This is a genomic window from Citrobacter enshiensis (genome assembly GCF_029338175.1).
GTDB lineage: Bacteria > Pseudomonadota > Gammaproteobacteria > Enterobacterales > Enterobacteriaceae > Citrobacter_D > Citrobacter_D enshiensis.
Map to the genome: position 1 here is coordinate 2,392,238 of NZ_CP119862.1, position 22,268 is coordinate 2,414,505.

General features: G+C 53.7%; 16 protein-coding genes. 12 read left to right on the forward strand and 4 right to left on the reverse strand.

Features of this window, described 5'->3' with window-relative positions:
- Nucleotides 1–364 precede the first annotated feature (364 nt).
- The gene (azoR, locus tag P2W74_RS11700; RefSeq protein WP_276295060.1) at nucleotides 365–970 is read right to left on the reverse strand and encodes an FMN-dependent NADH-azoreductase; all 606 of its coding nucleotides are present in this window, start codon (nucleotides 968–970) and stop codon (nucleotides 365–367) included.
- Between the two features lie 200 nt (nucleotides 971–1,170).
- On the opposite strand from azoR, the gene hrpA reads away from it, so the two are divergent.
- On the forward strand, nucleotides 1,171–5,073 hold the full coding sequence (hrpA, locus tag P2W74_RS11705; RefSeq protein WP_276295061.1) for an ATP-dependent RNA helicase HrpA: 3,903 nt from the start codon (nucleotides 1,171–1,173) through the stop codon (nucleotides 5,071–5,073).
- A 57-nt stretch (nucleotides 5,074–5,130) separates the two neighbouring features.
- Here hrpA and P2W74_RS11710 read toward each other — a convergent pair whose 3' ends face one another.
- Complete coding sequence (locus P2W74_RS11710; protein WP_276295062.1) at nucleotides 5,131–6,450, reverse strand: MFS transporter; 1,320 nt, start codon at nucleotides 6,448–6,450, stop codon at nucleotides 5,131–5,133.
- Between the two features lie 388 nt (nucleotides 6,451–6,838).
- Here P2W74_RS11710 and P2W74_RS11715 point away from each other — a divergent pair, with 388 nt between their 5' ends.
- Together P2W74_RS11715 and aldA are read left to right on the forward strand one after the other, a co-directional pair.
- The gene (locus P2W74_RS11715) at nucleotides 6,839–7,639 is read left to right on the forward strand and encodes a YdcF family protein (RefSeq protein WP_276295063.1); all 801 of its coding nucleotides are present in this window, start codon (nucleotides 6,839–6,841) and stop codon (nucleotides 7,637–7,639) included.
- Between the two features lie 204 nt (nucleotides 7,640–7,843).
- Nucleotides 7,844–9,283: an aldehyde dehydrogenase gene (gene aldA / locus P2W74_RS11720; protein WP_276295064.1), complete on the forward strand. Its 1,440-nt coding sequence runs from the start codon at nucleotides 7,844–7,846 to the stop codon at nucleotides 9,281–9,283.
- A gap of 62 nt (nucleotides 9,284–9,345) precedes the next feature.
- Here the strand turns inward: aldA and gap are convergent, their stop codons facing one another.
- The gene (gene gap / locus P2W74_RS11725) at nucleotides 9,346–10,347 is read right to left on the reverse strand and encodes a type I glyceraldehyde-3-phosphate dehydrogenase (protein WP_276295065.1); all 1,002 of its coding nucleotides are present in this window, start codon (nucleotides 10,345–10,347) and stop codon (nucleotides 9,346–9,348) included.
- A 191-nt stretch (nucleotides 10,348–10,538) separates the two neighbouring features.
- Between gap and cybB the strand changes: the two genes are divergently transcribed.
- The 6 genes from cybB (at nucleotide 10,539) to P2W74_RS11755 (ending at nucleotide 16,092) form a co-directional block, all read left to right on the forward strand.
- Complete coding sequence (cybB, locus tag P2W74_RS11730; RefSeq protein ID WP_276295066.1) at nucleotides 10,539–11,069, forward strand: cytochrome b561; 531 nt, start codon at nucleotides 10,539–10,541, stop codon at nucleotides 11,067–11,069.
- A gap of 272 nt (nucleotides 11,070–11,341) precedes the next feature.
- Nucleotides 11,342–11,554, forward strand: coding sequence for a hypothetical protein (locus tag P2W74_RS11735; RefSeq protein ID WP_276295067.1), 213 nt, complete (start codon nucleotides 11,342–11,344; stop codon nucleotides 11,552–11,554).
- Nucleotides 11,555–12,003: 449 nt separating this feature from the next.
- The gene (locus P2W74_RS11740) at nucleotides 12,004–12,270 is read left to right on the forward strand and encodes a hypothetical protein (RefSeq protein WP_276295068.1); all 267 of its coding nucleotides are present in this window, start codon (nucleotides 12,004–12,006) and stop codon (nucleotides 12,268–12,270) included.
- Between the two features lie 552 nt (nucleotides 12,271–12,822).
- On the forward strand, nucleotides 12,823–13,098 hold the full coding sequence (locus P2W74_RS11745) for a metal/formaldehyde-sensitive transcriptional repressor (protein ID WP_003833178.1): 276 nt from the start codon (nucleotides 12,823–12,825) through the stop codon (nucleotides 13,096–13,098).
- Between the two features lie 32 nt (nucleotides 13,099–13,130).
- Complete coding sequence (locus tag P2W74_RS11750) at nucleotides 13,131–14,249, forward strand: S-(hydroxymethyl)glutathione dehydrogenase/class III alcohol dehydrogenase (RefSeq protein ID WP_276295069.1); 1,119 nt, start codon at nucleotides 13,131–13,133, stop codon at nucleotides 14,247–14,249.
- A gap of 169 nt (nucleotides 14,250–14,418) precedes the next feature.
- Entirely contained in the window at nucleotides 14,419–16,092 is a 1,674-nt protein-coding gene (locus P2W74_RS11755; protein WP_276295070.1) for a methyl-accepting chemotaxis protein, read from the forward strand.
- Between the two features lie 66 nt (nucleotides 16,093–16,158).
- Here P2W74_RS11755 and P2W74_RS11760 read toward each other — a convergent pair whose 3' ends face one another.
- Entirely contained in the window at nucleotides 16,159–17,082 is a 924-nt protein-coding gene (locus tag P2W74_RS11760; protein WP_192612277.1) for a LysR substrate-binding domain-containing protein, read from the reverse strand.
- 287 nt (nucleotides 17,083–17,369) lie between these two features.
- On the opposite strand from P2W74_RS11760, the gene hglS reads away from it, so the two are divergent.
- The 3 genes from hglS (at nucleotide 17,370) to P2W74_RS11775 (ending at nucleotide 22,160) form a co-directional block, all read left to right on the forward strand.
- A complete protein-coding gene (gene hglS, locus P2W74_RS11765) occupies nucleotides 17,370–18,713 on the forward strand; it encodes a 2-oxoadipate dioxygenase/decarboxylase HglS (RefSeq protein WP_276295072.1) in 1,344 nt (447 codons plus the stop codon).
- Nucleotides 18,714–18,761: 48 nt separating this feature from the next.
- Nucleotides 18,762–20,270, forward strand: coding sequence for a carboxylesterase/lipase family protein (locus P2W74_RS11770; protein WP_276295073.1), 1,509 nt, complete (start codon nucleotides 18,762–18,764; stop codon nucleotides 20,268–20,270).
- A gap of 231 nt (nucleotides 20,271–20,501) precedes the next feature.
- On the forward strand, nucleotides 20,502–22,160 hold the full coding sequence (locus P2W74_RS11775) for a glucan biosynthesis protein D (RefSeq protein WP_276295074.1): 1,659 nt from the start codon (nucleotides 20,502–20,504) through the stop codon (nucleotides 22,158–22,160).
- The last annotated feature ends 108 nt before the right edge of the window (nucleotides 22,161–22,268 follow it).

Sequence of the window (22,268 nt, forward strand, 5' to 3'; positions counted from 1 at the left end):
TTATTTGGGTTATGCAAATTTCTTTATTTGTAAGATAAAAATACATTAGCGTTATTTACAAATATTAAGGAGTATTTCAGTCGCGTTACAATTGCGTAATGTTCATAACTATGAAAGGTCATGGTTTTACAACCATCATACTTTTTCATGATACGAATTGTTTTTTCTAAACTGTTACGCGGTAATTAAAAATGGCAGGGGCGATAAAAAGAATGAATATTCACCAAATGAATAAATAAAAGGCGCATTAACATTATGGTTTTGTGGTGAAGGTAAGAAATAAGTAATACAAAATGCGGTAGGGGGATTTTTGGATATAAAAGAAAGACAAAACCCTCTCACCTGGCGGTGAGAGGGTTAATTTTTAAGCTGCAACGACGCTGTCGATGGCCGCTTTGGCGTCGGATTGCGCTTTGGTCGCGACATCCGGACCGTAGGCAATCCCTTCGGCAAACACGAAGTTCACGTCGGTAATACCGATAAAGCCGAGGAAAACTTTCAGGTACGGCGCGATCAGGTCAGTCGGGGTATCTTTGTGAATACCGCCACGGCTGGAGAGGATCACCGCGCGTTTACCGGTGATCAGACCTTCCGGACCTTTCTCGGTGTAGCGGAACGTCACGCCAGCACGTGCAATCAGGTCGAAGTAGTTTTTCAACTGCGTCGGGATGTTGAAGTTGTACATTGGCGCAGCGATAACAATAACGTCGTGGGCTTTCAGCTCCGCAATCAGCTCATCAGAGAGCGCCAGCGCTTCCTGTTGACGCGGCGTCAGCGCAGCATCGCTCGGACGCAGGGCACCCACCAACTCGCCATCCAGTACCGGGATTGGGTTTGCAGCGAGGTCGCGAACGGTGATTTCGTCTGCGGAGTGTTTTTCACGCCATTGTTCAACAAAATAATCAGACAACTGACCAGACTGAGAGTACCCTGCCAGAATACTGGATTTGAGGACTAAAACCTTGCTCATAGGTGTTTCCTTGTATGTGTTTGAAGGGGGTTGCCCCGTTGCTTGTTGACACTTTATTCACAATCCTGCCGCAGTGATAGCGCAATATATCGAAGCCTATGTTCGAAATTATTGAACAACACACGGTTAGCGCCGATGTGGTAATCTATACCCAACATCGAAATGAGATTTGATCAGGCAGAGCACTGCCCTCTAACGTTATGACAGAACAACAAAAATTGACTTTTCACAGCCTGCAACAACAGCTGGAATTGCTGATGTTGCGTGACCGACAGCGCTTTGCTCGTCGCCTGCACGGTGTGAAGAAGGTTAAAAATCCTGATGCACAACAGGCCATCTACCAGGAGATGGCGAAAGAGATTGAACAGGCGGCAGGTAAAGTCCTGCTGCGTGAAGCGGCGCGTCCTGACATCACTTACCCGGACAACCTGCCGGTGAGTCAGAAAAAACAGGACATCCTGAACGCCGTTCGTGACCATCAGGTGGTGATTGTGGCGGGGGAAACCGGCTCCGGGAAAACCACGCAGTTACCCAAAATCTGTATGGAACTGGGGCGCGGCATTAAAGGATTGATTGGTCATACGCAGCCGCGTCGTCTGGCAGCGCGTACCGTCGCCAACCGTATTGCTGAGGAACTGCAAACGGAGCCGGGCGGCTGTATCGGCTATAAAGTTCGTTTTAGCGATCATGTCAGCGACAACACAATGGTCAAGCTGATGACCGACGGTATCCTGCTGGCCGAAATCCAGCAGGACAGACTGCTGATGCAGTATGACACCATCATCATTGATGAAGCGCACGAACGCAGTCTGAACATTGATTTTCTGCTCGGCTATCTGAAAGAGCTGCTGCCGCGTCGCCCGGATTTGAAAATTATCATCACCTCCGCGACCATCGACCCGGAGCGTTTTTCACGCCACTTTAATAACGCGCCGATTATCGAAGTGTCTGGTCGGACTTACCCGGTTGACGTGCGCTATCGCCCGATTGTCGAAGACGCGGACGATACCGAGCGCGATCAGCTGCAGGCGATTTTCGACGCGGTGGATGAACTGGGACGCGAGAGCCCCGGCGATATTCTGATTTTTATGAGCGGTGAGCGTGAAATTCGCGACACCGCCGATGCGTTGAATAAACTCAATCTGCGCCATACCGAAGTGCTACCGCTGTATGCGCGGCTTTCCAATAGCGAACAGAACCGGGTCTTCCAGTCGCACAGCGGGCGTCGTATTGTGCTGGCGACCAACGTGGCGGAAACCTCGCTGACGGTGCCGGGCATCAAGTACGTGATCGACCCGGGCACCGCGCGTATCAGTCGCTACAGTTTCCGTACCAAAGTCCAGCGACTGCCGATTGAACCGGTGTCGCAGGCCTCCGCTAATCAGCGTAAAGGCCGCTGCGGACGTGTGTCGGAAGGGATCTGTATCCGCCTCTATTCGGAAGATGATTTCCTGTCGCGCCCGGAATTTACCGATCCGGAAATCCTGCGTACCAATCTGGCGTCCGTCATTCTGCAAATGACGGCGCTGGGGCTGGGCGATATTGCGGCGTTCCCGTTTGTCGAAGCGCCAGATCAACGCAACATTCAGGATGGCGTACGCCTGCTGGAAGAACTGGGCGCGATCGCGACCGATGAGCAGCAGACCGCGTATAAACTGACGCCGCTCGGTCGTCAGTTATCGCAGTTGCCGGTGGACCCGCGTCTGGCGCGGATGGTACTGGAAGCGCAAAAACATGGCTGCGTGCGCGAGGCGATGATCATCACCTCCGCGCTGTCCATTCAGGATCCGCGCGAGCGCCCGATGGACAAAAAGCAGGCATCGGATGAGAAGCATCAGCGCTTCCACGATAAAGAGTCCGATTTCTTAGCGTTTGTGAATCTGTGGAACTACCTCGGTGAGCAACAGAAAGCGCTGTCGTCGAATCAGTTCCGCCGTCAGTGCAAGGTCGACTTCCTTAACTATCTGCGCGTACGCGAGTGGCAGGATATCTACACTCAGCTGCGCCAGGTGGTGAAAGAGCTCGGTATTCCGGTGAACAGTGAACCCGCAGAGTATCGTGAGATTCATGTCGCGCTGCTCACCGGTTTGCTGTCCCATATCGGCATGAAGGATGCCGATAAGCAGGAGTTTACCGGCGCGCGTAACGCCCGTTTCTCCATCTTCCCCGGTTCTGGTTTGTTTAAAAAACCGCCGAAGTGGACGATAGTTGCCGAGCTGGTGGAAACCAGCCGTCTGTGGGGACGCATTGCCGCGCGGATCGATCCCGAGTGGGTGGAGCCGGTCGCGCAGCATTTGATCAAACGCTCGTATAGCGAACCGCACTGGGAACGGGCGCAGGGCGCCGTGATGGCGACGGAAAAAGTCACCGTTTACGGCCTGCCGATTGTCGCTGCGCGTAAGGTCAACTACAGCCAGATCGATCCCGTCCTCTGCCGTGAGCTGTTTATCCGTCATGCGCTGGTGGAAGGCGACTGGCAGACGCGCCACGCCTTCTTCCGTGAGAACCTAAAACTGCGCGCCGAAGTGGAAGAGCTGGAGCACAAATCACGCCGCCGCGATATTCTGGTGGACGACGAGACGCTGTTCGAATTCTATGACCAGCGCATCAGCCATGATGTGATCTCCGCGCGCCACTTTGACAACTGGTGGAAGAAAGTCAGTCGCGAAACCCCGGATCTGCTGAACTTTGAAAAGAGCATGCTGATCAAAGAGGGGGCAGAAAACATCAGCAAGCTGGATTACCCGAACTTCTGGCATCAGGGTAATCTGAAGCTGCGCTTAAGCTATCAGTTTGAACCCGGCGCGGACGCCGACGGCGTCACCGTCCACATTCCGCTGCCGCTGTTAAATCAGGTGGAAGAAAGCGGCTTTGAATGGCAAATCCCCGGCCTGCGCCGCGAACTGGTTATCGCACTGATTAAATCGTTGCCAAAACCGGTACGACGTAACTTTGTCCCCGCGCCAAACTATGCCGAAGCGTTTTTAGGCCGTGTGACGCCGCTCGAGTTGCCGCTGCTGGATTCGCTGGAGCGTGAACTGCGTCGGATGACCGGCGTAACGGTTGACCGCGAAGCCTGGCAGTGGGATCAGGTGCCCGATCACCTGAAAATCACCTTCCGGGTGGTGGATGACAAAAACAAGAAGCTCCAGGAAGGGCGCTCTTTGCAGGATTTGAAAGATGCGCTGAAGAGCAAAGTGCAGGAAACCCTCTCTGCGGTTGCCGATGATGGTATCGAACAGAGCGGCCTGCACATCTGGAGTTTTGGTCAGCTCCCGGAAAGCTACGAACAGAAACGCGGCAACTACAAGGTGAAAGCCTGGCCCGCGCTGGTGGATGAGCGCGACAGCGTCTCTATCCGGTTGTTCGACAACCCGCTGGAACAACAGCAAGCGATGTGGTGCGGGTTGCGCCGCCTGTTGCTGCTGAATATTCCGTCGCCGATCAAGTATCTGCACGAGAAGCTGCCGAACAAAGCCAAACTTGGCCTCTACTTTAACCCGTACGGCAAGGTACTGGATCTGATCGACGACTGCATCTCCTGCGGCGTAGACAAGTTGATTGACGCCAACGGCGGGCCGGTGTGGACGGAAGAGGGCTTTGCGGCGCTGCATGAGAAAGTTCGCGCCGAGTTGAACGAGACGGTTGTCGACATTGCAAAACAGGTTGAACAGATCCTGACGGCGGTTTTCAATATCAACAAACGCCTGAAAGGGCGGGTAGATATGACCATGGCGCTGGGGCTTTCCGATGTGAAAGCGCAAATGAGTGGGCTGGTGTATCGCGGTTTCGTCACCGGCAACGGCTTTAAACGCCTCGGCGACACGCTGCGTTATCTGCAGGCGATTGAAAAACGGCTGGAGAAACTGGCCACCGATCCACACCGCGACCGGGCGCAGATGTTGAAAGTCGAAAGCGTACAGCAAGCCTGGCAGCAGTGGTTCAACAAACTGCCGCCAGCGCGTCGTGATGATGAGGATGTCAAAGCGATCCGCTGGATGATTGAAGAACTGCGCGTCAGCTACTTTGCCCAACAGCTGGGAACACCGTATCCCATCTCGGATAAGCGTATTCTACAAGCGATGGAGCAGATTAGCGGCTAGTGTTTGTCACGCCAGCCAGTGAACATTACGGCCAGCATTTGCTGGCCGTTTTGCTGATTACAGGGTCGACGTTTGCGCGTCCATGACGGCTGTGCGGCGGCGTCGACTGGCGAAAAAAATTGCCGTCAGTGAAATGGCGACGGTGGTCATCAGATACACGGCGACAGGTACCCAGTCGCCGTCGTATTTTGCCAACAGGCCGGTGGCGATCAGTGGGGCGGTTCCGCCCGCCAGCGCAGCGCCAATCTGATACCCAAGCGTAATGCCGGTATAGCGAACGTTAGCGCTAAAAATTTCAGAACACAGGGTGCCCAGCACGGCGGTCACCGGCGCCCACAACACGCCAAACATGATGACCGTTGCGACCACTATTCCCCAGGTGGTGCCGGTATTGAGTAACAGGAACCACGGAACAATAAACAACCCCAGCGCAAACACGCTGATGGCGTACATTTTTTGGCGTCCTACCTTATCGGAAAGCAGCCCCATGAGCGGGATCATCACCGTCGCAACCAACGCGCCCAGCGTGACCGCTTCCAGCACCTGGGATTTTTGGTAGGTCAACGTGGTGGTGGCGTAGCTGACGATAAAGGTCGAGAAAATATAGAACGGCGCGGTTTCAACCACTTTCAACCCGGCGGCAATCAGCACTTCACGCCAGTGATGCGTCAGCGTATCGCGCAGCGGCGCTTTGGCGACCTGACCGGACTGTTTTACTTTCTTAAACTCCGGCGTTTCATCGATATCTTTGCGGATCCATAGTCCTAACAGTACCAGTACGGAACTTAACAGGAAGGGAATACGCCAGCCCCAGGAGAGGAAGTCTTCTTCACTGAACATCGTCATCAGCGAAACGATAAAGGTGGCCATCAGCATGCCGATGGTGACGCCAGCCTGCGGGATGCTGCCAAAAAAGCCTTTTCGTTTTTCGGGCGCATATTCATACGCCAGTAACAGTGCGCCGCCCCATTCGCCGCCGATGCCCATCCCCTGGATGACACGCATCAGAATCAATAAAATGGGTGCCCAGATACCGATCATCTCATAGGTCGGCAACAGGCCGATCATCACGGTTGCGCCCCCCATCAGCGACAGGGTCAGCACCAGCGTTTTCTTACGCCCGATACGATCGCCAATGTGGGCAAACAACACCCCGCCGATAGGACGAATGAAAAAGGTGAGCGAGAAAGAAAGATAAGAGAGAATCAACCCAATGACTGGATCAACCATCGGGAAGAATATTTTGTTAAACACCAGGGCGGCGGCGGTACCATATAAAAAATAATCAAACCACTCTATCGCGCTGCCGGTCAGACTGGCGATGAGAACTTTTTTGTTTTTCTTCAAAATAGCCGTGCTGCTTTCATGCGTTGTCATTACTGGGAACCTCGCCACAGAGAGTGTGAGTCAGGTGATACCCGAAACGGTGTGGGTGCAACCTGCTGCGTTACAACAGTTGTTAAATTGTTAATCAAACTAGAATTGTTTGTAATATTTAACAAGTAACAAGGCCAGTAAAAGGGCTAAACAGGCAACATTATTGCAGTGTAATTCACTCTTATTAGCCGTAATGGTAAGTCAATGCTTTATCTGAGAAGGAAATGACAGGATAATCCCCAGGTGCAACCGCGACTTTTTTAGTTATTTCGTGTTAATTCACAGATATGCTAAAAAAGTGCTGAAATTCAACAGGCCGTCTTTCAGAGTGATCCGCTATTTTCGCGAAGTGAGTTCGGTACCCTGCAGTGAACAATGAGGAGGAATCATGAACATGCGCCAATTTCCGCCACTGTCCGAAGCCACGTTACAGGCAGTGAACACCGTTGGCCAATGGCTGGCGCAAAACGATTTCTCAGCAGAGGAACCCTTTCAGGCTGACTGCGTTGTACTGGCGGGAAATGCCGTCATCCCGACGATCGATGCGGCTTGCAAAATCGCGAAAGAGCAGCGTATCCCATTGCTGATAAGCGGCGGAATTGGTCATTCGACGACGTTTCTCTATTCGGCGATCGCAGAGCACCCGCGTTATAACACGATACGTACCACCGGGCGGGCAGAAGCCGCGATTCTGGCCGACATTGCCAATCAGTTCTGGCAAATTCCAGGCGAATCCATTTGGGTCGAAGACCAGTCAACAAACTGCGGCGAGAACGCCCGTTTCAGCTGCGCATTACTCCGTCAGGCGCCGGTGACCATTAACACGGCGATTGTGGTGCAGGATCCCACCATGCAGCGACGAACGCTGGCGACGTTCCGGCGCGTGACGAAGGATGACCCGGACGCCCCGCGTTGGCTCAGTTTCCCGGGTTTTACGCCGGTGCTGCGTCATCAGGAAGAGGGCGTTGATTTTACGAATGCGGCGCAAGGGGTGTGGCCCGTCGAGCGTTACCTGTCATTAATTGCAGGTGAACTCCCGCGTGTGCGTGATGATGGGGCCGGTTACGGACCGCGTGGACGTGATTTTATTGTCCACATCGACATTCCCGAGGAGGTTGAAGCGGCCTGGCAGATCCTGCAAAACGATGATGTCCTCAATGAGGCAATACATAGCCGTTCGCTGGGTTAACTGAACATTTTTGCCCGTTTGTGACGATCTACGCTCAAACGGGCATGATTCTTCTTCATCGCTGTCCTTCCTACGTCCCTTTAAGGGCTTCTTTTATGAACTACTTCACAAAGTCGCTAACCTGACGGCAGCCTGTGCCTCACGATTGATATTAATTAACAATGATTTTACTTGTTAAAAACATATCAATTACAGGAGCAGCGCATGTCAGCACCCGTACAACACCCGATGTATATCAATGGTCAGTTTGTAACCTGGCAGGGAACGTCATGGATCGATGTGGTTAATCCTGCAACGGAGGCTCTGATTTCCCGTATTCCTGATGGCAGTGCAGAAGAGGCGCGTCAGGCGATTGATGCAGCGGAACGCGCTCAGCCAGGCTGGGAGGCATTGCCCGCCATACAACGGGCAGGGTGGCTAAGAAAAATTGCGGCGGGTATCCGCGAGCGCGCCGAAGAAATTAGCGCCTTGATCGTTGAGGAAGGCGGGAAAATTCAGCAACTGGCGCAGGTAGAAGTCGCTTTCACAGCCGATTACATCGACTACATGGCGGAGTGGGCGCGCCGCTACGAAGGTGAAATTCTGCAAAGCGACCGTCCGGGTGAAAATATTCTGCTGTTCAAACGCGCCCTTGGCGTAACCACCGGTATTCTGCCGTGGAATTTCCCGTTCTTTTTGATCGCCCGTAAACTGGCACCGGCGCTACTGACCGGGAATACCATCGTAATTAAACCCAGTGAGTTCACGCCCAACAATGCCATTGCCTTTGCGCAGATTGTGCATGAGGTTGGTTTGCCAGCCGGAGTCTTTAACCTGGTGTTAGGGCGTGGTGAAACCGTGGGGCAGGAGCTGGCGGGCAACCCGAAAGTGGCGATGGTGAGTATGACCGGCAGCGTGGCGGCGGGTGAGAAAATCATGACGGCGGCGGCGAAAAATATCACCAAAGTGTGCCTGGAACTGGGCGGCAAAGCGCCTGCGATTGTGATGGACGATGCGGATTTAGAACTGGCCGTTAAAGCGATCGTCGACTCCCGGGTGATCAATACCGGGCAGGTATGTAACTGCGCAGAACGCGTCTATGTGCAAAAAGGGATCTACGATCGCTTTGTTAATCGACTGGGCGAGGCGATGAAAGCGGTGCAGTTTGGCGATCCGGCACAGCGGGATGATATCGCCATGGGACCACTGATTAATGCGGCGGCGCTGGCCCGTGTAGAACAAAAAGTGGCGAAAGCGGTACAGGAAGGGGCCAGAGTGGTGCTGGGCGGCAAGGCGGTTGAGGGGAAAGGCTACTATTATCCGCCAACCCTGCTGCTGGATGTGCGCCAGGAGATGGCGATCATGCACGAAGAAACATTCGGACCGGTATTGCCTGTCGTGGCGTTTGACACCCTGGAAGAGGCGTTGCAGATGGCAAATGACAGTGAGTACGGCCTCACGTCCTCTATTTATACGCAGAACCTGAGCGTTGCAATGCAGGCGATCAAAGGGCTGAAGTTTGGCGAAACCTACATTAACCGCGAAAACTTTGAAGCCATGCAGGGCTTTCATGCGGGCTGGCGAAAATCAGGTATTGGCGGCGCCGACGGTAAGCACGGGCTGAATGAGTATCTGCAAACGCAGGTCGTCTATTTGCAGTCCTGACAGGCGAGCAGAACCGGGCAGGCCGGGTGAGCGTGAACGCGACCCGGCCACACCCTCATCGTTTAAAGTTTAACGAATTTCTCCAGGGTACGAATCAGTTGGGTGACAAAGCCGTATTCGTTATCGTACCAGGCGACCGTTTTCACCAGTTGCAGATCGCCGACCTCAGTAATCTCTGTTTGCGTGGCATCAAACACCGAACCAAAGTGAGAGCCGATGACGTCAGAAGAGACGATTTCTTCATCGGTGTAGCCAAAGGATTCATTATTTTCCGTCGCCTTTTTCAGCGCGTTGTTGATCTCTTCTGCCGTCACCTTTTTACCCAAAATCGAGACCAGTTCCGTCACTGAGCCTGTTTTTACCGGAACTCGCTGAGCATGACCTTTTAGTTTTCCGCTCAATTCCGGTATTACCAGGCCAATCGCTTTTGCGGCTCCGGTGGTATGAGGGATGATATTTTCCGCCGCCGCCCGTGATGCGCGCAGATCTTTGCCTCGCGGACCATCGACCAGCGATTGCGTGCCGGTATAGGCGTGAATGGTGGTCATGGTGCCGACCTGAATACCGAAGTTGTCATGCAGCGCTTTGGCCATTGGCGCGAGGCAGTTAGTGGTGCAGGAGGCGACAGAGACAATCTGGTCGCTGGCATTCAGCGTCTCATCATTGACGTTAAAGACAATGGTTTTCATCTCGCCCGCCGGTGCTGAGATCAGCACTTTTTTCGCACCGGCGTCGAGGTGTGCGCGGGCTTTTTCTGCGGAGGTATAGAACCCTGTGCATTCGATGATGAACTCCGCACCGGTGGTTTTCCAGGGGATATTTTTCGCCTCTTTCTCTGCGTAAACGGCAATTTTCTTGCCATCGACAATCAGCGTATCCTCAGTGAAATCAACGCTCCAGGGGAACGGTCCGTAGTTAGAGTCATGCTTTAACAGATAGGCGAGTATTTTGGGGGAGGTGAGATCGTTAATCGCCACGACATCCACATTGCTCTTCACTTCCAGCAGACGTCGCAGCACCAGGCGACCAATACGACCAAAACCGTTAATGCCAATTTTACTCATGATTTTCTCCTGTCAGGGTAGGGCAATACGCCACATTTTTTCCCTACCAGGCTTAGTCCACTCCGCCGTTGCGGGCAATAACCATTCTTGCGACTCACCGTAACCGATTGAAAACGGGAGAACAAAAGTTAATGAATTTTTAACAAAAGCCCGCTATGTTGGCGCTTTATTGTTTTTATTCAGGAATTGTTATGGGCAATAAGTATTCTGGCCTGCAGATTGGTATTCACTGGCTGGTCTTTTTACTGGTGATAGGCGCCTACTGCGCCATGGAGTTACGTGGGTTTGCGCCGCGTAGCTATCGTCCGTGGTTCAATATGGTCCACGTTTCATGCGGTATCTCGATTCTGGTATTGATGGTGACGCGTCTGTTAGTCCGGCTTAAGTATCCCGCGCCGCCGATCGTACCAAAACCGAAGCCGATGATGACCGGTTTTGCACACCTTGGCCATCTGGTGATCTACCTGCTGTTTATTGTTCTGCCGGTTATTGGCCTGCTGATGATTTACAACCGGGGAAATCCCTGGATGGCATTTGGAATTGTGATGCCGCATGCCGCCGAAGCCAATTTTGATCTGGCGGATGCGCTGAAATCCTGGCATGTCACGCTGGCAAATCTGGGCTACTTTGTTATTGCTCTGCATGCCGCCGCCGCGCTGATGCATCACTATTTCTGGAAAGATAATACGCTGTTGCGCATGATGCCGCGTAAACGTTCCTGACGTCACACATCACCCCGCACCTGCGGGGTTTTTTCTTTGAGCGGGGGAGAGAAAGCACCTGCGTCTAACCAGACCCGTACGCAGGTGAAAACAACGGGTCTACATCGGAAGCGGGTATTATATTCATTTGTATGACAAATACAAACCGGTTTGTTATCCCGCTGGCAGGCGCGCCCACACAGGATCTCTGCATCTCTTTATCCTTACAATGAACATGGATAAAGCCCGTTCTGCGAACTACGCTTAAAAGGTTATAGATATCGGGAGGGATTATGCTGACTCACTCTGAAGCCCGACGCTGGGCGACGCTCATGCTGAAATCGGCGCTGTGTGATGGTATGAAGGGGGATGAGATCTGCAGACAAGTGCATCTGGTTTGCGACAAACACGGAAAAGAGTGTCTTGAAGAACTTATCGAAGAGATCTTGATTGAAGCGGGACGCATCGGTCCTAAGCACAGTACCGGAGAATACCGGCATCATTAAACCACCGCCAGGCGATACGCGGCCTGCGTGAAAGAAACCCCGAAACCAGGAACACCTGACGGTTCGGGGTTTTGTGTACGTTCCCCGTTGTATCATTCACGTGAACTATCCATTCACCACATCATACTGAGCCACTAGCTATTCTTAGGGCATCAAAATTTGCATCATGCAGAATCGTAAAATACGAATAATTCTTTCAACCTCGCTAAGCGGGGTTTTTCTTTAAGGTCTCTATGTCTGGCATCGAAACAATATATCTTCGGGTACCAGACATTGATTTGCGAGGCTGTCTGGAATGGTCACCAGAAGCACTTACCTTCAGGCCTGCTGAGCGACTAACCTCACTTTGATGTTTTTATTGTACCAAGTGAACAACGCACTTCCTGCTACTAAACAAGGTTGTAGAAAGCTCATAATTTCGCACGCTAATAATTTACGGTTGCGATTAAATGAAAAAAATTATCTTGTTGGCTATTGTCATAACTACGGGAATAGGGACCGCTACGGCGCAAAATGTGACGGTGGATGTTCCGAGCGGATATAAAGTCGTTGTCGTACCAAGTTCTGTTACTGTCCCGCAAGCTATTGTGGTTACGACACCGGCACCTCAAACCGTATACGCGGCTCCTGCACCTGTATACCATCAACGGGCTCGCCATGTGGCCAGCGTTGCTGAAGGGATGGTTATCGAGCACCAGTACGATGATCACCATTAATCATCAGTTGAAAGAAATAAACTGGTGAACAGACCCCGGCATTCGCCGGGGTTTTTCTTTCTACAATCGATGATGAGTAAAAAAACAGCTACTACAGAAGATTGCAAAGAGCTATATATTTTTTATTCCAGCCTCTATTTCTCTGGATATATGTTTTTTAAGCCTGGACATCGCTAATTTAACCATGTTTTCAGCCTGGCTTCTGTTAAGGTTTTCTTAATGTAGACCACAAAATGGACAGTGGAAGTGGTATTTATCAAGTGACGGCGGCACGTATCAGGCTGGTGGCCCGGCATTACAGCGGGCAGGTTATTGATGTGGGAATCGGCGCAGGGCAATTTGTCACGACACATCCTGACACTAAGGGGTTCGATGTAAACCCTGCGGGGGTGGAATGTATGACTTGGGGGCAAAATAGGGGTATTAAAAAGGCCGATTCTGTCCGTTAGCGGCTTTTTTGAACTATCTAAGTAATTGAAAACCCCAAAAAACATAATGTTTACAGGAATATATTAAAAAAGTTACCATACCCCCCTATAGTATGGAGGGCATATGCCGCATTCCCCTGAAGATAAAAAACGTATTCTGACTCGCGTTCGTCGCATTCGCGGGCAGGTTGATGCGCTGGAGCGGGCACTGGAGTCCGGCGAGCCTTGCCTGGCTATCCTGCAACAAATCGCGGCGGTGCGTGGGGCATCTAATGGCCTGATGGGCGAGATGGTCGAGATCCACCTGAAAGATGAGCTGGTCAGTGGGGAAACCACGCCGGACCAGCGCGCAGTGCGCATGGCTGAAATCGGCCACCTTCTTCGTGCTTATCTAAAATAAATACATCACCTGACTATAAAGGGAAGAGACAAATGAAATCACGTGCTGCAGTTGCATTTGGCCCCGGCCAGCCGCTAAAAATTGTTGAGATTGACGTCGCACCGCCAAAGAAAGGTGAGGTGCTGGTGAAAATCACTCATACCGGGGTTTGCCATACTGATGCGTTTACCCTTTCTGGCGATGATCCGGAAGGGGTGTTTCCTGCGGTGCTGGGACACGAAGGCGGCGGGATCGTCGTCGAGGTTGGCGAAGGGGTGACCAGTCTGAAGCCTGGCGACCACGTCATTCCGCTGTACACGGCAGAATGTGGCGAGTGTAAGTTCTGTAAGTCGGGTAAAACCAACCTGTGCCAGGCCGTTCGCGCCACCCAGGGGAAAGGTCTGATGCCGGACGGCACCACCCGTTTCTCCTACAACGGGGAACCCATTTATCACTATATGGGCACCAGTACCTTCAGTGAGTATACGGTTTGCGCCGAGATTTCACTGGCGAAAGTGAACCCGCAGGCGCCGCTGGATAAAGTGTGTCTGCTGGGCTGTGGCGTGACGACCGGTATCGGCGCGGTGCATAACACGGCAAAAGTGAAAGAGGGCGACACCGTTGCCGTATTCGGTTTGGGCGGCATTGGTCTGGCGGTCATTCAGGGGGCGGTACAGGCGAAGGCCGGACGCATCCTGGCTATCGATACCAATCCGGAAAAATTCAAACTCGCCGGTGAAATGGGCGCGACTGACTTTATCAATCCGAACGATCATGACAAGCCGGTTCAGGATGTGATTGTTGAACTGACCGACGGCGGCGTCGACTTTAGTTTCGAGTGCATCGGTAACGTCAATGTGATGCGCGCCGCGCTTGAGTGCTGCCACAAGGGATGGGGCGAGAGCATTATTATCGGCGTGGCGGGGGCCGGTCAGGAGATCAAAACCCGTCCATTCCAGTTGGTGACCGGGCGTGTCTGGCGTGGTTCAGCTTTTGGCGGCGTCAAAGGGCGTTCACAGCTTCCGGGGATGGTGGAAGAGGCGATGAGCGGGAAAATTCAACTGGACCCGTTTATTACCCACCGCTTGCCGCTGGATCAGATTAATGAGGCGTTCGATCTCATGCATCAGGGCAAATCTATCCGCACCGTTATCCATTTCGGCGATAACTAAGCACTTCGCCAGCGGTCTCTTCCGCTGGCACTTTCCTGAATTTTCCGGAATGAATTGTTCTGAAATGTGACGAGTATGGCGCTTTTCAGGGTAAGCAATTGTCGGGAGATGCCGATGATCCTCTCACGGGCGTGTTTTTGCGCATTCACCTACAAGAGAGTCGACGGTCATGGACAACATATCATCGATGCAAGCACCACATAAGCTGGGCTTTTTGCATCATATCCGGCTGGTTCCGCTGTTTTCCTCCATTCTTGGTGGCATCCTGCTTTTGTTCGCGCTCAGTTCGGGGCTGGCAGGCTATTTTCTGTTGCAGGCCGACCGCGACCAACGCGATGTGACGGATGAAATACAGGTGCGTCTGGGGCTATCCAATAGTTCTGACCACCTGCGTACCGCACGTATCAGTCTGATCCATGCTGGCGCTGCCAGCCGTATTGCCGAAATGGCGGACATGAAAGCCAATATCGCCGAGGCGGAAACGCGTATCAAACTGGCGCAGGAAGGGTTTAACGCCTATCTGGCGCGAGCCGTGAAAACGCCAGCGGATGAAGCGCTGGACGACGCGTTGCGCGCCCGTTTTAACGCCTATGTTGACGGTTTGCAGCCGATGCTGAAATACGCCAAAAATGGCATGTTTGAAGCCATTATCAACCATGAAAATGAACAGGCGCGGCCGCTGGACGCCGCATATAACACCGCCTTGCTGAAAGCCGTCGAACTGCGAACGGAACGCGCAAACCAGCTGAGCGGCCAGGCGCACCAGCGCAGCCAGTTGGGGCTGATGTTTATGATTGGCGCGTTTGCGCTAGCGCTGGTATTGACCCTGATGACGTTTATCGTGCTACGCCGCACTGTGATTCATCCATTGCAACGTGCCGCCCGGCGTATCGAACAGATCGCCTCGGGCGATTTGACCCTGCAGGATGAACCTACCGGACGCAGTGAAATTGGTCGACTGAGCTGTCATCTGCAAAAAATGCAGCACGCGCTGGTCCAGACCGTCGGTACGGTACGTCAGGGGACGGAAGAGATCTATCGCGGCACCAGTGAAATTTCGGCGGGCAACACCGATCTCTCTTCCCGCACGGAACAGCAGGCTGCGGCGATCGAACAGACCGCTGCCAGCATGGAAGAGTTAACCGCGACCGTGAAACAAAATGCGGATAACGCGCATCACGCCAGCAAACTGGCGGAAGACGCGTCCGACAAAGCCAGTCGGGGCGGTCAGATGGTCTCTGGGGTGGTGAAAACGATGGGCAATATCTCCTCCAGTTCGAAGAAGATTTCCGAAATCACGGCGGTTATCAATAGCATTGCGTTCCAGACCAATATCCTGGCGTTGAATGCCGCCGTGGAAGCAGCGCGAGCGGGCGAACAGGGACGCGGATTTGCCGTTGTCGCCAGTGAAGTTCGCACCCTTGCCAGCCGCAGTGCGCAAGCGGCGAAAGAGATTGAAGGACTGATCGGCGAGTCGGTCAGATTGATCGATCAAGGGTCGGGCGAAGTGGTGGCAGCGGGCGACACAATGACGGAGATTGTTGCAGCGGTTAAACGCGTTACCGATATTATGCTGAACATCGCGGCAGCCTCTGATGAACAGAGTCGCGGAATTGTGCAGGTCAGCCAGGCCATTTCAGAGATGGATAAAGTGACGCAGCAAAACGCGTCGCTGGTTGAAGAGGCGTCTGCTGCGGCCGCCTCTCTGGAAGCGCAGGCCGCCCGATTAACCGACGCCGTAGGGACGTTTCGTTTGCAGGGCAGAAGCCGAGGAAAAAGCGCGACGAGTGCGTGGTCACCGCAGCCCGCCACAACCCATAGTGATAACTGGGAAACGTTCTGAGCAGCAGGCCGGGTTTACCCGGCCTTACTGTCTGTGAATGACCGGCCTGGCCTGCAGCGCGAGGTGTCAGAGCGGCATGGATTTGCGAATCGTTGAAATCAGCGTTTGCGCTGCGGAGGAAAGGGTTGTATCGACCCGGGTGAGGATACCGATAGGTTCACCGGCCCCCTGAGACGGAATCGGCAACGACACCAGCGTCGCCTGACGTAAATCGTCCCTGACTGCGCCGGAAGGCACAAACCAAACGTAGTCATAATCGACGGTAAGCTGACGCGAGAGGGACGCTGACAGCGTTTCGATACAGCCGGAAGGCATTTTACAGCCCTGGCTTTGCAGTAAGGCTTCTGCGTTCTGCCGGGGGACGGTTCCTTTGGGGGAGACAACGACCGGCCAGTCCGTGACGCGACTCAGCGTCACCGTTTCCTGCAACAACGGGTGGTTGGGGCGCACAACCAGTTTCAGGGATTCGAGAAACAACAGCTCATAATTGAGTCCGCTCATCAATTCCGGGTCGGACATTCGGCCAATCCCCAGATCGATCTCTCCCGACTTCAGACCCGCCAGCAGCATGGGATTGTTCATGGTCGCCACTTGCAGAGTCGTCTCTTTTTGTTGCTGATGAAATTGTCCAATAACGGCGGGGAGGATCCCCAGTGCGGCGGTGGGTAGGGCGCCAATGCGCACCACATCATGGTTATGGCCTTCCTTGCGGTTCAGCGCTTGTCCTGCGGTGTTTAGCGCATCAAGCACTTTCACCGCATGGGTAAGAAACTGCTCGCCAGGTAGCGTGAGCTGCGCGCCGAGGCGTCCACGTTCAAAAAGACGGGTTCCGGTCAATTGCTCCAGCTCGTTAAGCGTTTTGGAGAGGGCTGGTTGACTCAGGTTAAGGGTTTCAGCCGCGCGCCCCAGTGTTCCCTGTTGGGCGACGGCTACGAAAGTATGAAGGTGGCGCAAACGAATGCGCTGACTGAACAAACCATTTTTTTCCATAATAGATGTTAAAAACAAAGCAGTGTTGGTGACAAGTAAAGTTATTTGTTTTTGATAACCTGTTAGCAAATTATTATTAACATTTAAGGCATTTAAGTTACAACTATTTTATTTTGCTTATGTTTTGTACCGTTTTGCCGTTGTGCTCCGCGCTTCGGTTATCCGGGAGGGATGACGCAAACGGGGGTGAGGACGAATTCAGGCGAGATCACACTTCGTAAATTCTTCCCCCCAGAGTGAATAGCGTTTTCTACACTCCAGGTAATATTCACTGGAGGCATGACATTATGGCGAACACCATCACGGCAGATGAGATTCGGGAACACTTTTCGCAGGCAATGTCAGCAATGTACCAGCAGGAAGTGCCGCAATACGGTACATTGCTGGAACTTGTCGCTGACGTGAATCTGTCTGTACTGGAAAATAACCCGACGCTGCATGAAAAACTGGCCAACGCCGATGAACTGGCGCGGCTGAACGTGGAGCGCCACGGCGCGATTCGGGTGGGTACCGCACAGGAACTTTCAACGCTGCGCAGGATGTTCGCCATTATGGGGATGTATCCTGTCAGTTATTACGATCTCTCCCAGGCGGGCGTCCCGGTGCATTCCACCGCCTTTCGCCCCATTGATGATGCGTCGCTCTCCCGCAATCCTTTCCGCGTTTTTACTTCGTTGTTGCGACTCGAACTCATCGAGAACGAAGACCTCAGAAAACAGGCGGCGGAGATCCTGGCGAAACGCGATATTTTTACCCCACGTTGTCATGCACTGTTGGATGAATTTGATGCGCAGGGCGGTTTTACCCCTGCACAGGCGCGAGAGTTTGTTCAGGAAGCGCTGGAGACCTTTCGCTGGCATCGGCATGCCACCGTTGATGAGGCGACATACCACGCGCTGCATAACGAACACCGCCTGATTGCTGACGTGGTGTGTTTCCCCGGTTGCCATATTAATCACCTGACGCCGCGTACGCTGGACATCGACCGGGTGCAATCCATGATGCCGGAGTGCGGAATTGAACCCAAAATTTTAATTGAAGGCCCGCCGCGCCGGGAGGTGCCTATCCTGTTGCGCCAGACCAGTTTTAAAGCGCTGGAAGAACCTGTGCTGTTTGCCGGGGAAATGCAGGGGACGCACTCGGCGAGGTTTGGTGAAATCGAACAGCGCGGCGTGGCGCTGACCCCGAAAGGCCGGGCGCTGTATGACACGCTGCTGCAAAAGGCCGGGACCGGTAAAGATAATCTCACGCACCAGCTTCATTTGCAGGACGTGTTCAAAGCCTTTCCCGATAGCGAATTTCTTCTGCGCCAGCAGGGGCTGGCCTGGTTTCGCTATCGCCTGACGCCATCGGGCGAAGCGCATCGTCAGGCGATCCATGCGGGGGACGATCCGCAACCGCTGATTGAGCGCGGCTGGGTGGTAGCGCAGCCCATCACGTACGAAGATTTTCTGCCGGTGAGTGCGGCGGGAATTTTTCAGTCAAATCTCGGTAATGAAACGCAGGCGCGAAGCCATGGTAATGCCAGCCGTGATGCCTTTGAGCAGGCATTAGGGTGTCCGGTCCATGATGAGTTCGTGTTGTACCAGCAGGCGGAAGAACGCAGCAAGCGGCGTTGCGGCCTGCTCTGAACACGGTATCCTGTTGGGATGTAAAAGAAGTCGTGTCAGGACGTTGTCATGAAAATCCCTTCGATCCCACTGGCTGAAACACAGCAGGGGAAAATTATGGGTGTCGCGCAAGGCGACATCCACCTCTGGCGTGGGATCCCCTATGCTGCGCCGCCGACGGGCGAGTTGCGCTGGCGTGCGCCGCAACCTGCGCCCGCGTGGCAGGGCGTCCGCCAGGCAAACGCTTTCTCCTGCGCGAGCTGGCAGGATATCGAGTACTGCAAGGCCCTTGGCGGCGGTGACCCGGGGCGGTTTTCGGAAGATTGTCTCTATTTGAATATCTGGTCCCCCGCGACGTGTTCCCGGCCATTGCCCGTCATGGTCTGGCTGCACGGTGGGGGCTACACCATCGGTTCTGGGTGTTTGCCACCTTACGACGGTGAAGCGTTGGCAAAACGAGACGTGGTGGTCGTCACGCTCAACTATCGCCTCGGTCATCTCGGCTTTTTTGCGCATCCGGCGCTGGAAGGCGAAGAGGGCGAATGCCTCAACAATTTTGCCTTATTAGACCAGATTGCGGCACTGCGTTGGGTGCAGGACAACATCGCTGCGTTCGGGGGCGATGCGCAAAATGTCACCTTGTTTGGTGAATCCGCCGGTGCGCGCAGCGTCCTCTCATTAATGGCCTCACCGCGCGCCAAAGGGCTTTTTCAACGGGCAATTATTCAGAGCGGGTATACGCTGCCCGATACGCCGCGCGAGATTGCGCTCGAAAACGGCGTTGCCGTGGCGGCGCATTTTGGTTTGCAAAACGCCACTGCGGAACAACTGCGGGCCATTCCCGCGAGCCAGTTCTGGTCGCTCGGCGCGCCGTTGAAAATTGCGCCGACGCCCATTTTTGGTGATGCGGTTCTCCCGGAACCGATGCTCGACGTCTTTTTCGCGGGTAAACAGCACCCGATGCCGGTACTGATTGGCTCAAATAGCGATGAAGCCAGCGTGATGCCGGTGTTTGGCGTGGATCTCGCCGGGCAAATCGAAAAGTTACGCCGGGAGCGTCGACTGGGCCTGGGGCTTATCAAACTGTTGTATCCCGGCGTCAAAGGGGATGAAGAGCTGGGGCGTCAGGTGTGCCGGGATATGGCGTTCACCACCCTGGGATATGTGGTCATGCAGGCGCAGCAGCGGGTCGGCGAGCCGTGCTGGCGATACTGGTTCGATTATGTTGCGGAAAGTGAGCATGCCACCTATGCGAAGGGGGCCTGGCACGGCAATGAGGTGCCCTATGTTTTTGATACGCTGATGCTGGCGGAACCGTCGCGCTATTATGCCAATGGCAACGATCGGGCGTTTGCGTCGCACATTGCGGATTACTGGGTGAGTTTCGCCCATCACGCCAGCCGCACCTGTGATGTTTTGCACGGCCCGGTACGCTGGCCCGCCTCAATTCAGGGACGCGATCGCCTGTTGCGTATTGGTCTGAACAAATTTGCCGGTTTTAAAGTTGAAAACCGTTTTATGCGGGCGCGGATGTCACTGCTTAAACGGGTGATGAAACATCATGTCAGCCTGGATTAACGCCAATTAATATGTTTCAACGCGGTAATAACCCTGCGCTAACTTTACATTGGAATCAGTCTGTTCCGATCGACATAAAATATTTTCATTTTTGTACAGATTATCGGCGGGCAACAATTGGATTATTAATCGAATTTGTCTAGAGTGAGCGCTCAGAAACGTGCACTCTCTTGCCGCTGTTACGTACCAGCGCGGGACCATTCACACGACCAGAAGGACTCACTTTCAGGTATGGATCGTAGACGATTTATTAAAGGTTCAATGGCAATGGCCGCCGTGTGCGGTACCAGTGGTATTGCATCTCTCTTTTCTCGCGCCGCCTTTGCGGCCGAATCCGACATTGCTGATGGTCAAACCGTCCGTTTTGACTTCTCTGTTCTGCAATCCATGGCGCACGATCTGGCGGAGAAACCGTGGGGCGGCGTGCCGCGCGCACTGCCGAACACGCTGGCGAATCTGACGCCGCAGGCGTACAACAGCATCCAGTATGATGCCGAACACTCGCTGTGGAATAACGTAGAAGGACGCGAGCTCGATGTGCAGTTCTTCCATGTTGGGATGGGGTTCCGTCGTCGCGTGCGGATGTTCTCCGTGGATGCGGGGACGCATCAGGCGCGTGAGATCCACTTCCGTCCTGAACTGTTCAAATACAACGATGCGGGCGTCGACACTAAACAGCTGGAAGGGCAGACCGACCTCGGTTTTGCCGGTTTCCGCGCGTTTAAAGCACCGGAACTGGCGCGTCGCGATATTGTTTCGTTCCTCGGCGCCAGCTATTTCCGTGCTGTCGATGACACCTACCAGTACGGTTTGTCTGCGCGCGGTCTGGCGGTCGATACCTACGCAGACAAGAAAGAAGAGTTTCCTGATTTCACCGCTTTCTGGTTTGAAACCGCGAAGCCGGGCGACACCACGTTTACGGTGTACGCACTGTTAGACAGTCCCAGCGTCACTGGCGCCTATAAGTTTGTGATCCATTGCGAGAAGACGCAGGTGATCATGGATGTGGAAAATCACATCTATGCCCGTAAGGACATTCAGCAACTGGGCATTGCGCCAATGACCAGTATGTTCAGCTGCGGCAATAACGAACGCCGCATGTGTGACACCATCCACCCACAAATCCACGATTCCGATCGCCTGGCCATGTGGCGGGGTAACGGTGAATGGATCTGCCGTCCGCTGAATAACCCGCAAAAACTGCAGTTCAACGCCTATACCGACAACAACCCGAGAGGGTTTGGTCTGTTGCAGCTCGATCGTGATTTTACCCACTATCAGGACATCATGGGCTGGTACAACAAACGTCCAAGCCTGTGGGTAGAGCCGCGTAATCAATGGGGTAAGGGGACGATCGGCCTGATGGAGATCCCGACCACCGGTGAAACGCTGGACAACGTGGTCTGCTTCTGGCAACCGGAGAAAGCGATAAAAGCCGGGGATGAACTGGAATTCAAATACCGTCTGTACTGGAGTGCGCAACCGCCGGTACGCTCGCCGCTGGCACGTGTAATGGCAACCCGTACCGGTATGGGCGGGTTCCCGGAAGGTTGGGCGCCGGGCGAACATTATCCGGAAAAATGGGCGCGTCGTTTTGCCATCGATTTTGTGGGCGGCGACCTGAAAGCGGCGGCGCCGAAGGGCATTGAGCCGGTGATTACGCTCTCCAGCGGTGAAGCGAAACAGATCGAAATTCTCTATGTTGAGCCTTTCGATGGCTATCGTATTCAGTTTGACTGGTATCCAACCTCAGACTCTACCGACCCGGTGGATATGCGCCTGTTCCTGCGCTGTCAGGGCGATGCAATCAGTGAAACCTGGCTGTATCACTACTTCCCGCCAGCGCCGGACAAACGCCGGTATGTTGACGACCGCATCATGCGCGAATAATGTTTAGCACGGCTCTTCCCGCGTGGAGGAGCCGTTTTCACCTTTCCTGCCATTGATACCTGTACACGATTTAAACTCGATCCCGTTCGCATTATTCTCTGCGCCAAA

Bases quoted from the DNA above. Each gene is read 5' to 3' on its own strand.
- azoR (WP_276295060.1), bottom strand. From the start codon at position 970: ATGAGCAAGGTTTTAGTCCTCAAATCCAGTATTCTGGCAGGGTACTCT.
- hrpA (WP_276295061.1), top strand. From the start codon at position 1,171: ATGACAGAACAACAAAAATTGACTTTTCACAGCCTGCAACAACAGCTG.
- P2W74_RS11710 (WP_276295062.1), bottom strand. From the start codon at position 6,450: ATGACAACGCATGAAAGCAGCACGGCTATTTTGAAGAAAAACAAAAAA.
- P2W74_RS11715 (WP_276295063.1), top strand. From the start codon at position 6,839: ATGAACATGCGCCAATTTCCGCCACTGTCCGAAGCCACGTTACAGGCA.
- aldA (WP_276295064.1), top strand. From the start codon at position 7,844: ATGTCAGCACCCGTACAACACCCGATGTATATCAATGGTCAGTTTGTA.
- gap (WP_276295065.1), bottom strand. From the start codon at position 10,347: ATGAGTAAAATTGGCATTAACGGTTTTGGTCGTATTGGTCGCCTGGTG.
- cybB (WP_276295066.1), top strand. From the start codon at position 10,539: ATGGGCAATAAGTATTCTGGCCTGCAGATTGGTATTCACTGGCTGGTC.
- P2W74_RS11735 (WP_276295067.1), top strand. From the start codon at position 11,342: ATGCTGACTCACTCTGAAGCCCGACGCTGGGCGACGCTCATGCTGAAA.
- P2W74_RS11740 (WP_276295068.1), top strand. From the start codon at position 12,004: ATGAAAAAAATTATCTTGTTGGCTATTGTCATAACTACGGGAATAGGG.
- P2W74_RS11745 (WP_003833178.1), top strand. From the start codon at position 12,823: ATGCCGCATTCCCCTGAAGATAAAAAACGTATTCTGACTCGCGTTCGT.
- P2W74_RS11750 (WP_276295069.1), top strand. From the start codon at position 13,131: ATGAAATCACGTGCTGCAGTTGCATTTGGCCCCGGCCAGCCGCTAAAA.
- P2W74_RS11755 (WP_276295070.1), top strand. From the start codon at position 14,419: ATGGACAACATATCATCGATGCAAGCACCACATAAGCTGGGCTTTTTG.
- P2W74_RS11760 (WP_192612277.1), bottom strand. From the start codon at position 17,082: ATGGAAAAAAATGGTTTGTTCAGTCAGCGCATTCGTTTGCGCCACCTT.
- hglS (WP_276295072.1), top strand. From the start codon at position 17,370: ATGGCGAACACCATCACGGCAGATGAGATTCGGGAACACTTTTCGCAG.
- P2W74_RS11770 (WP_276295073.1), top strand. From the start codon at position 18,762: ATGAAAATCCCTTCGATCCCACTGGCTGAAACACAGCAGGGGAAAATT.
- P2W74_RS11775 (WP_276295074.1), top strand. From the start codon at position 20,502: ATGGATCGTAGACGATTTATTAAAGGTTCAATGGCAATGGCCGCCGTG.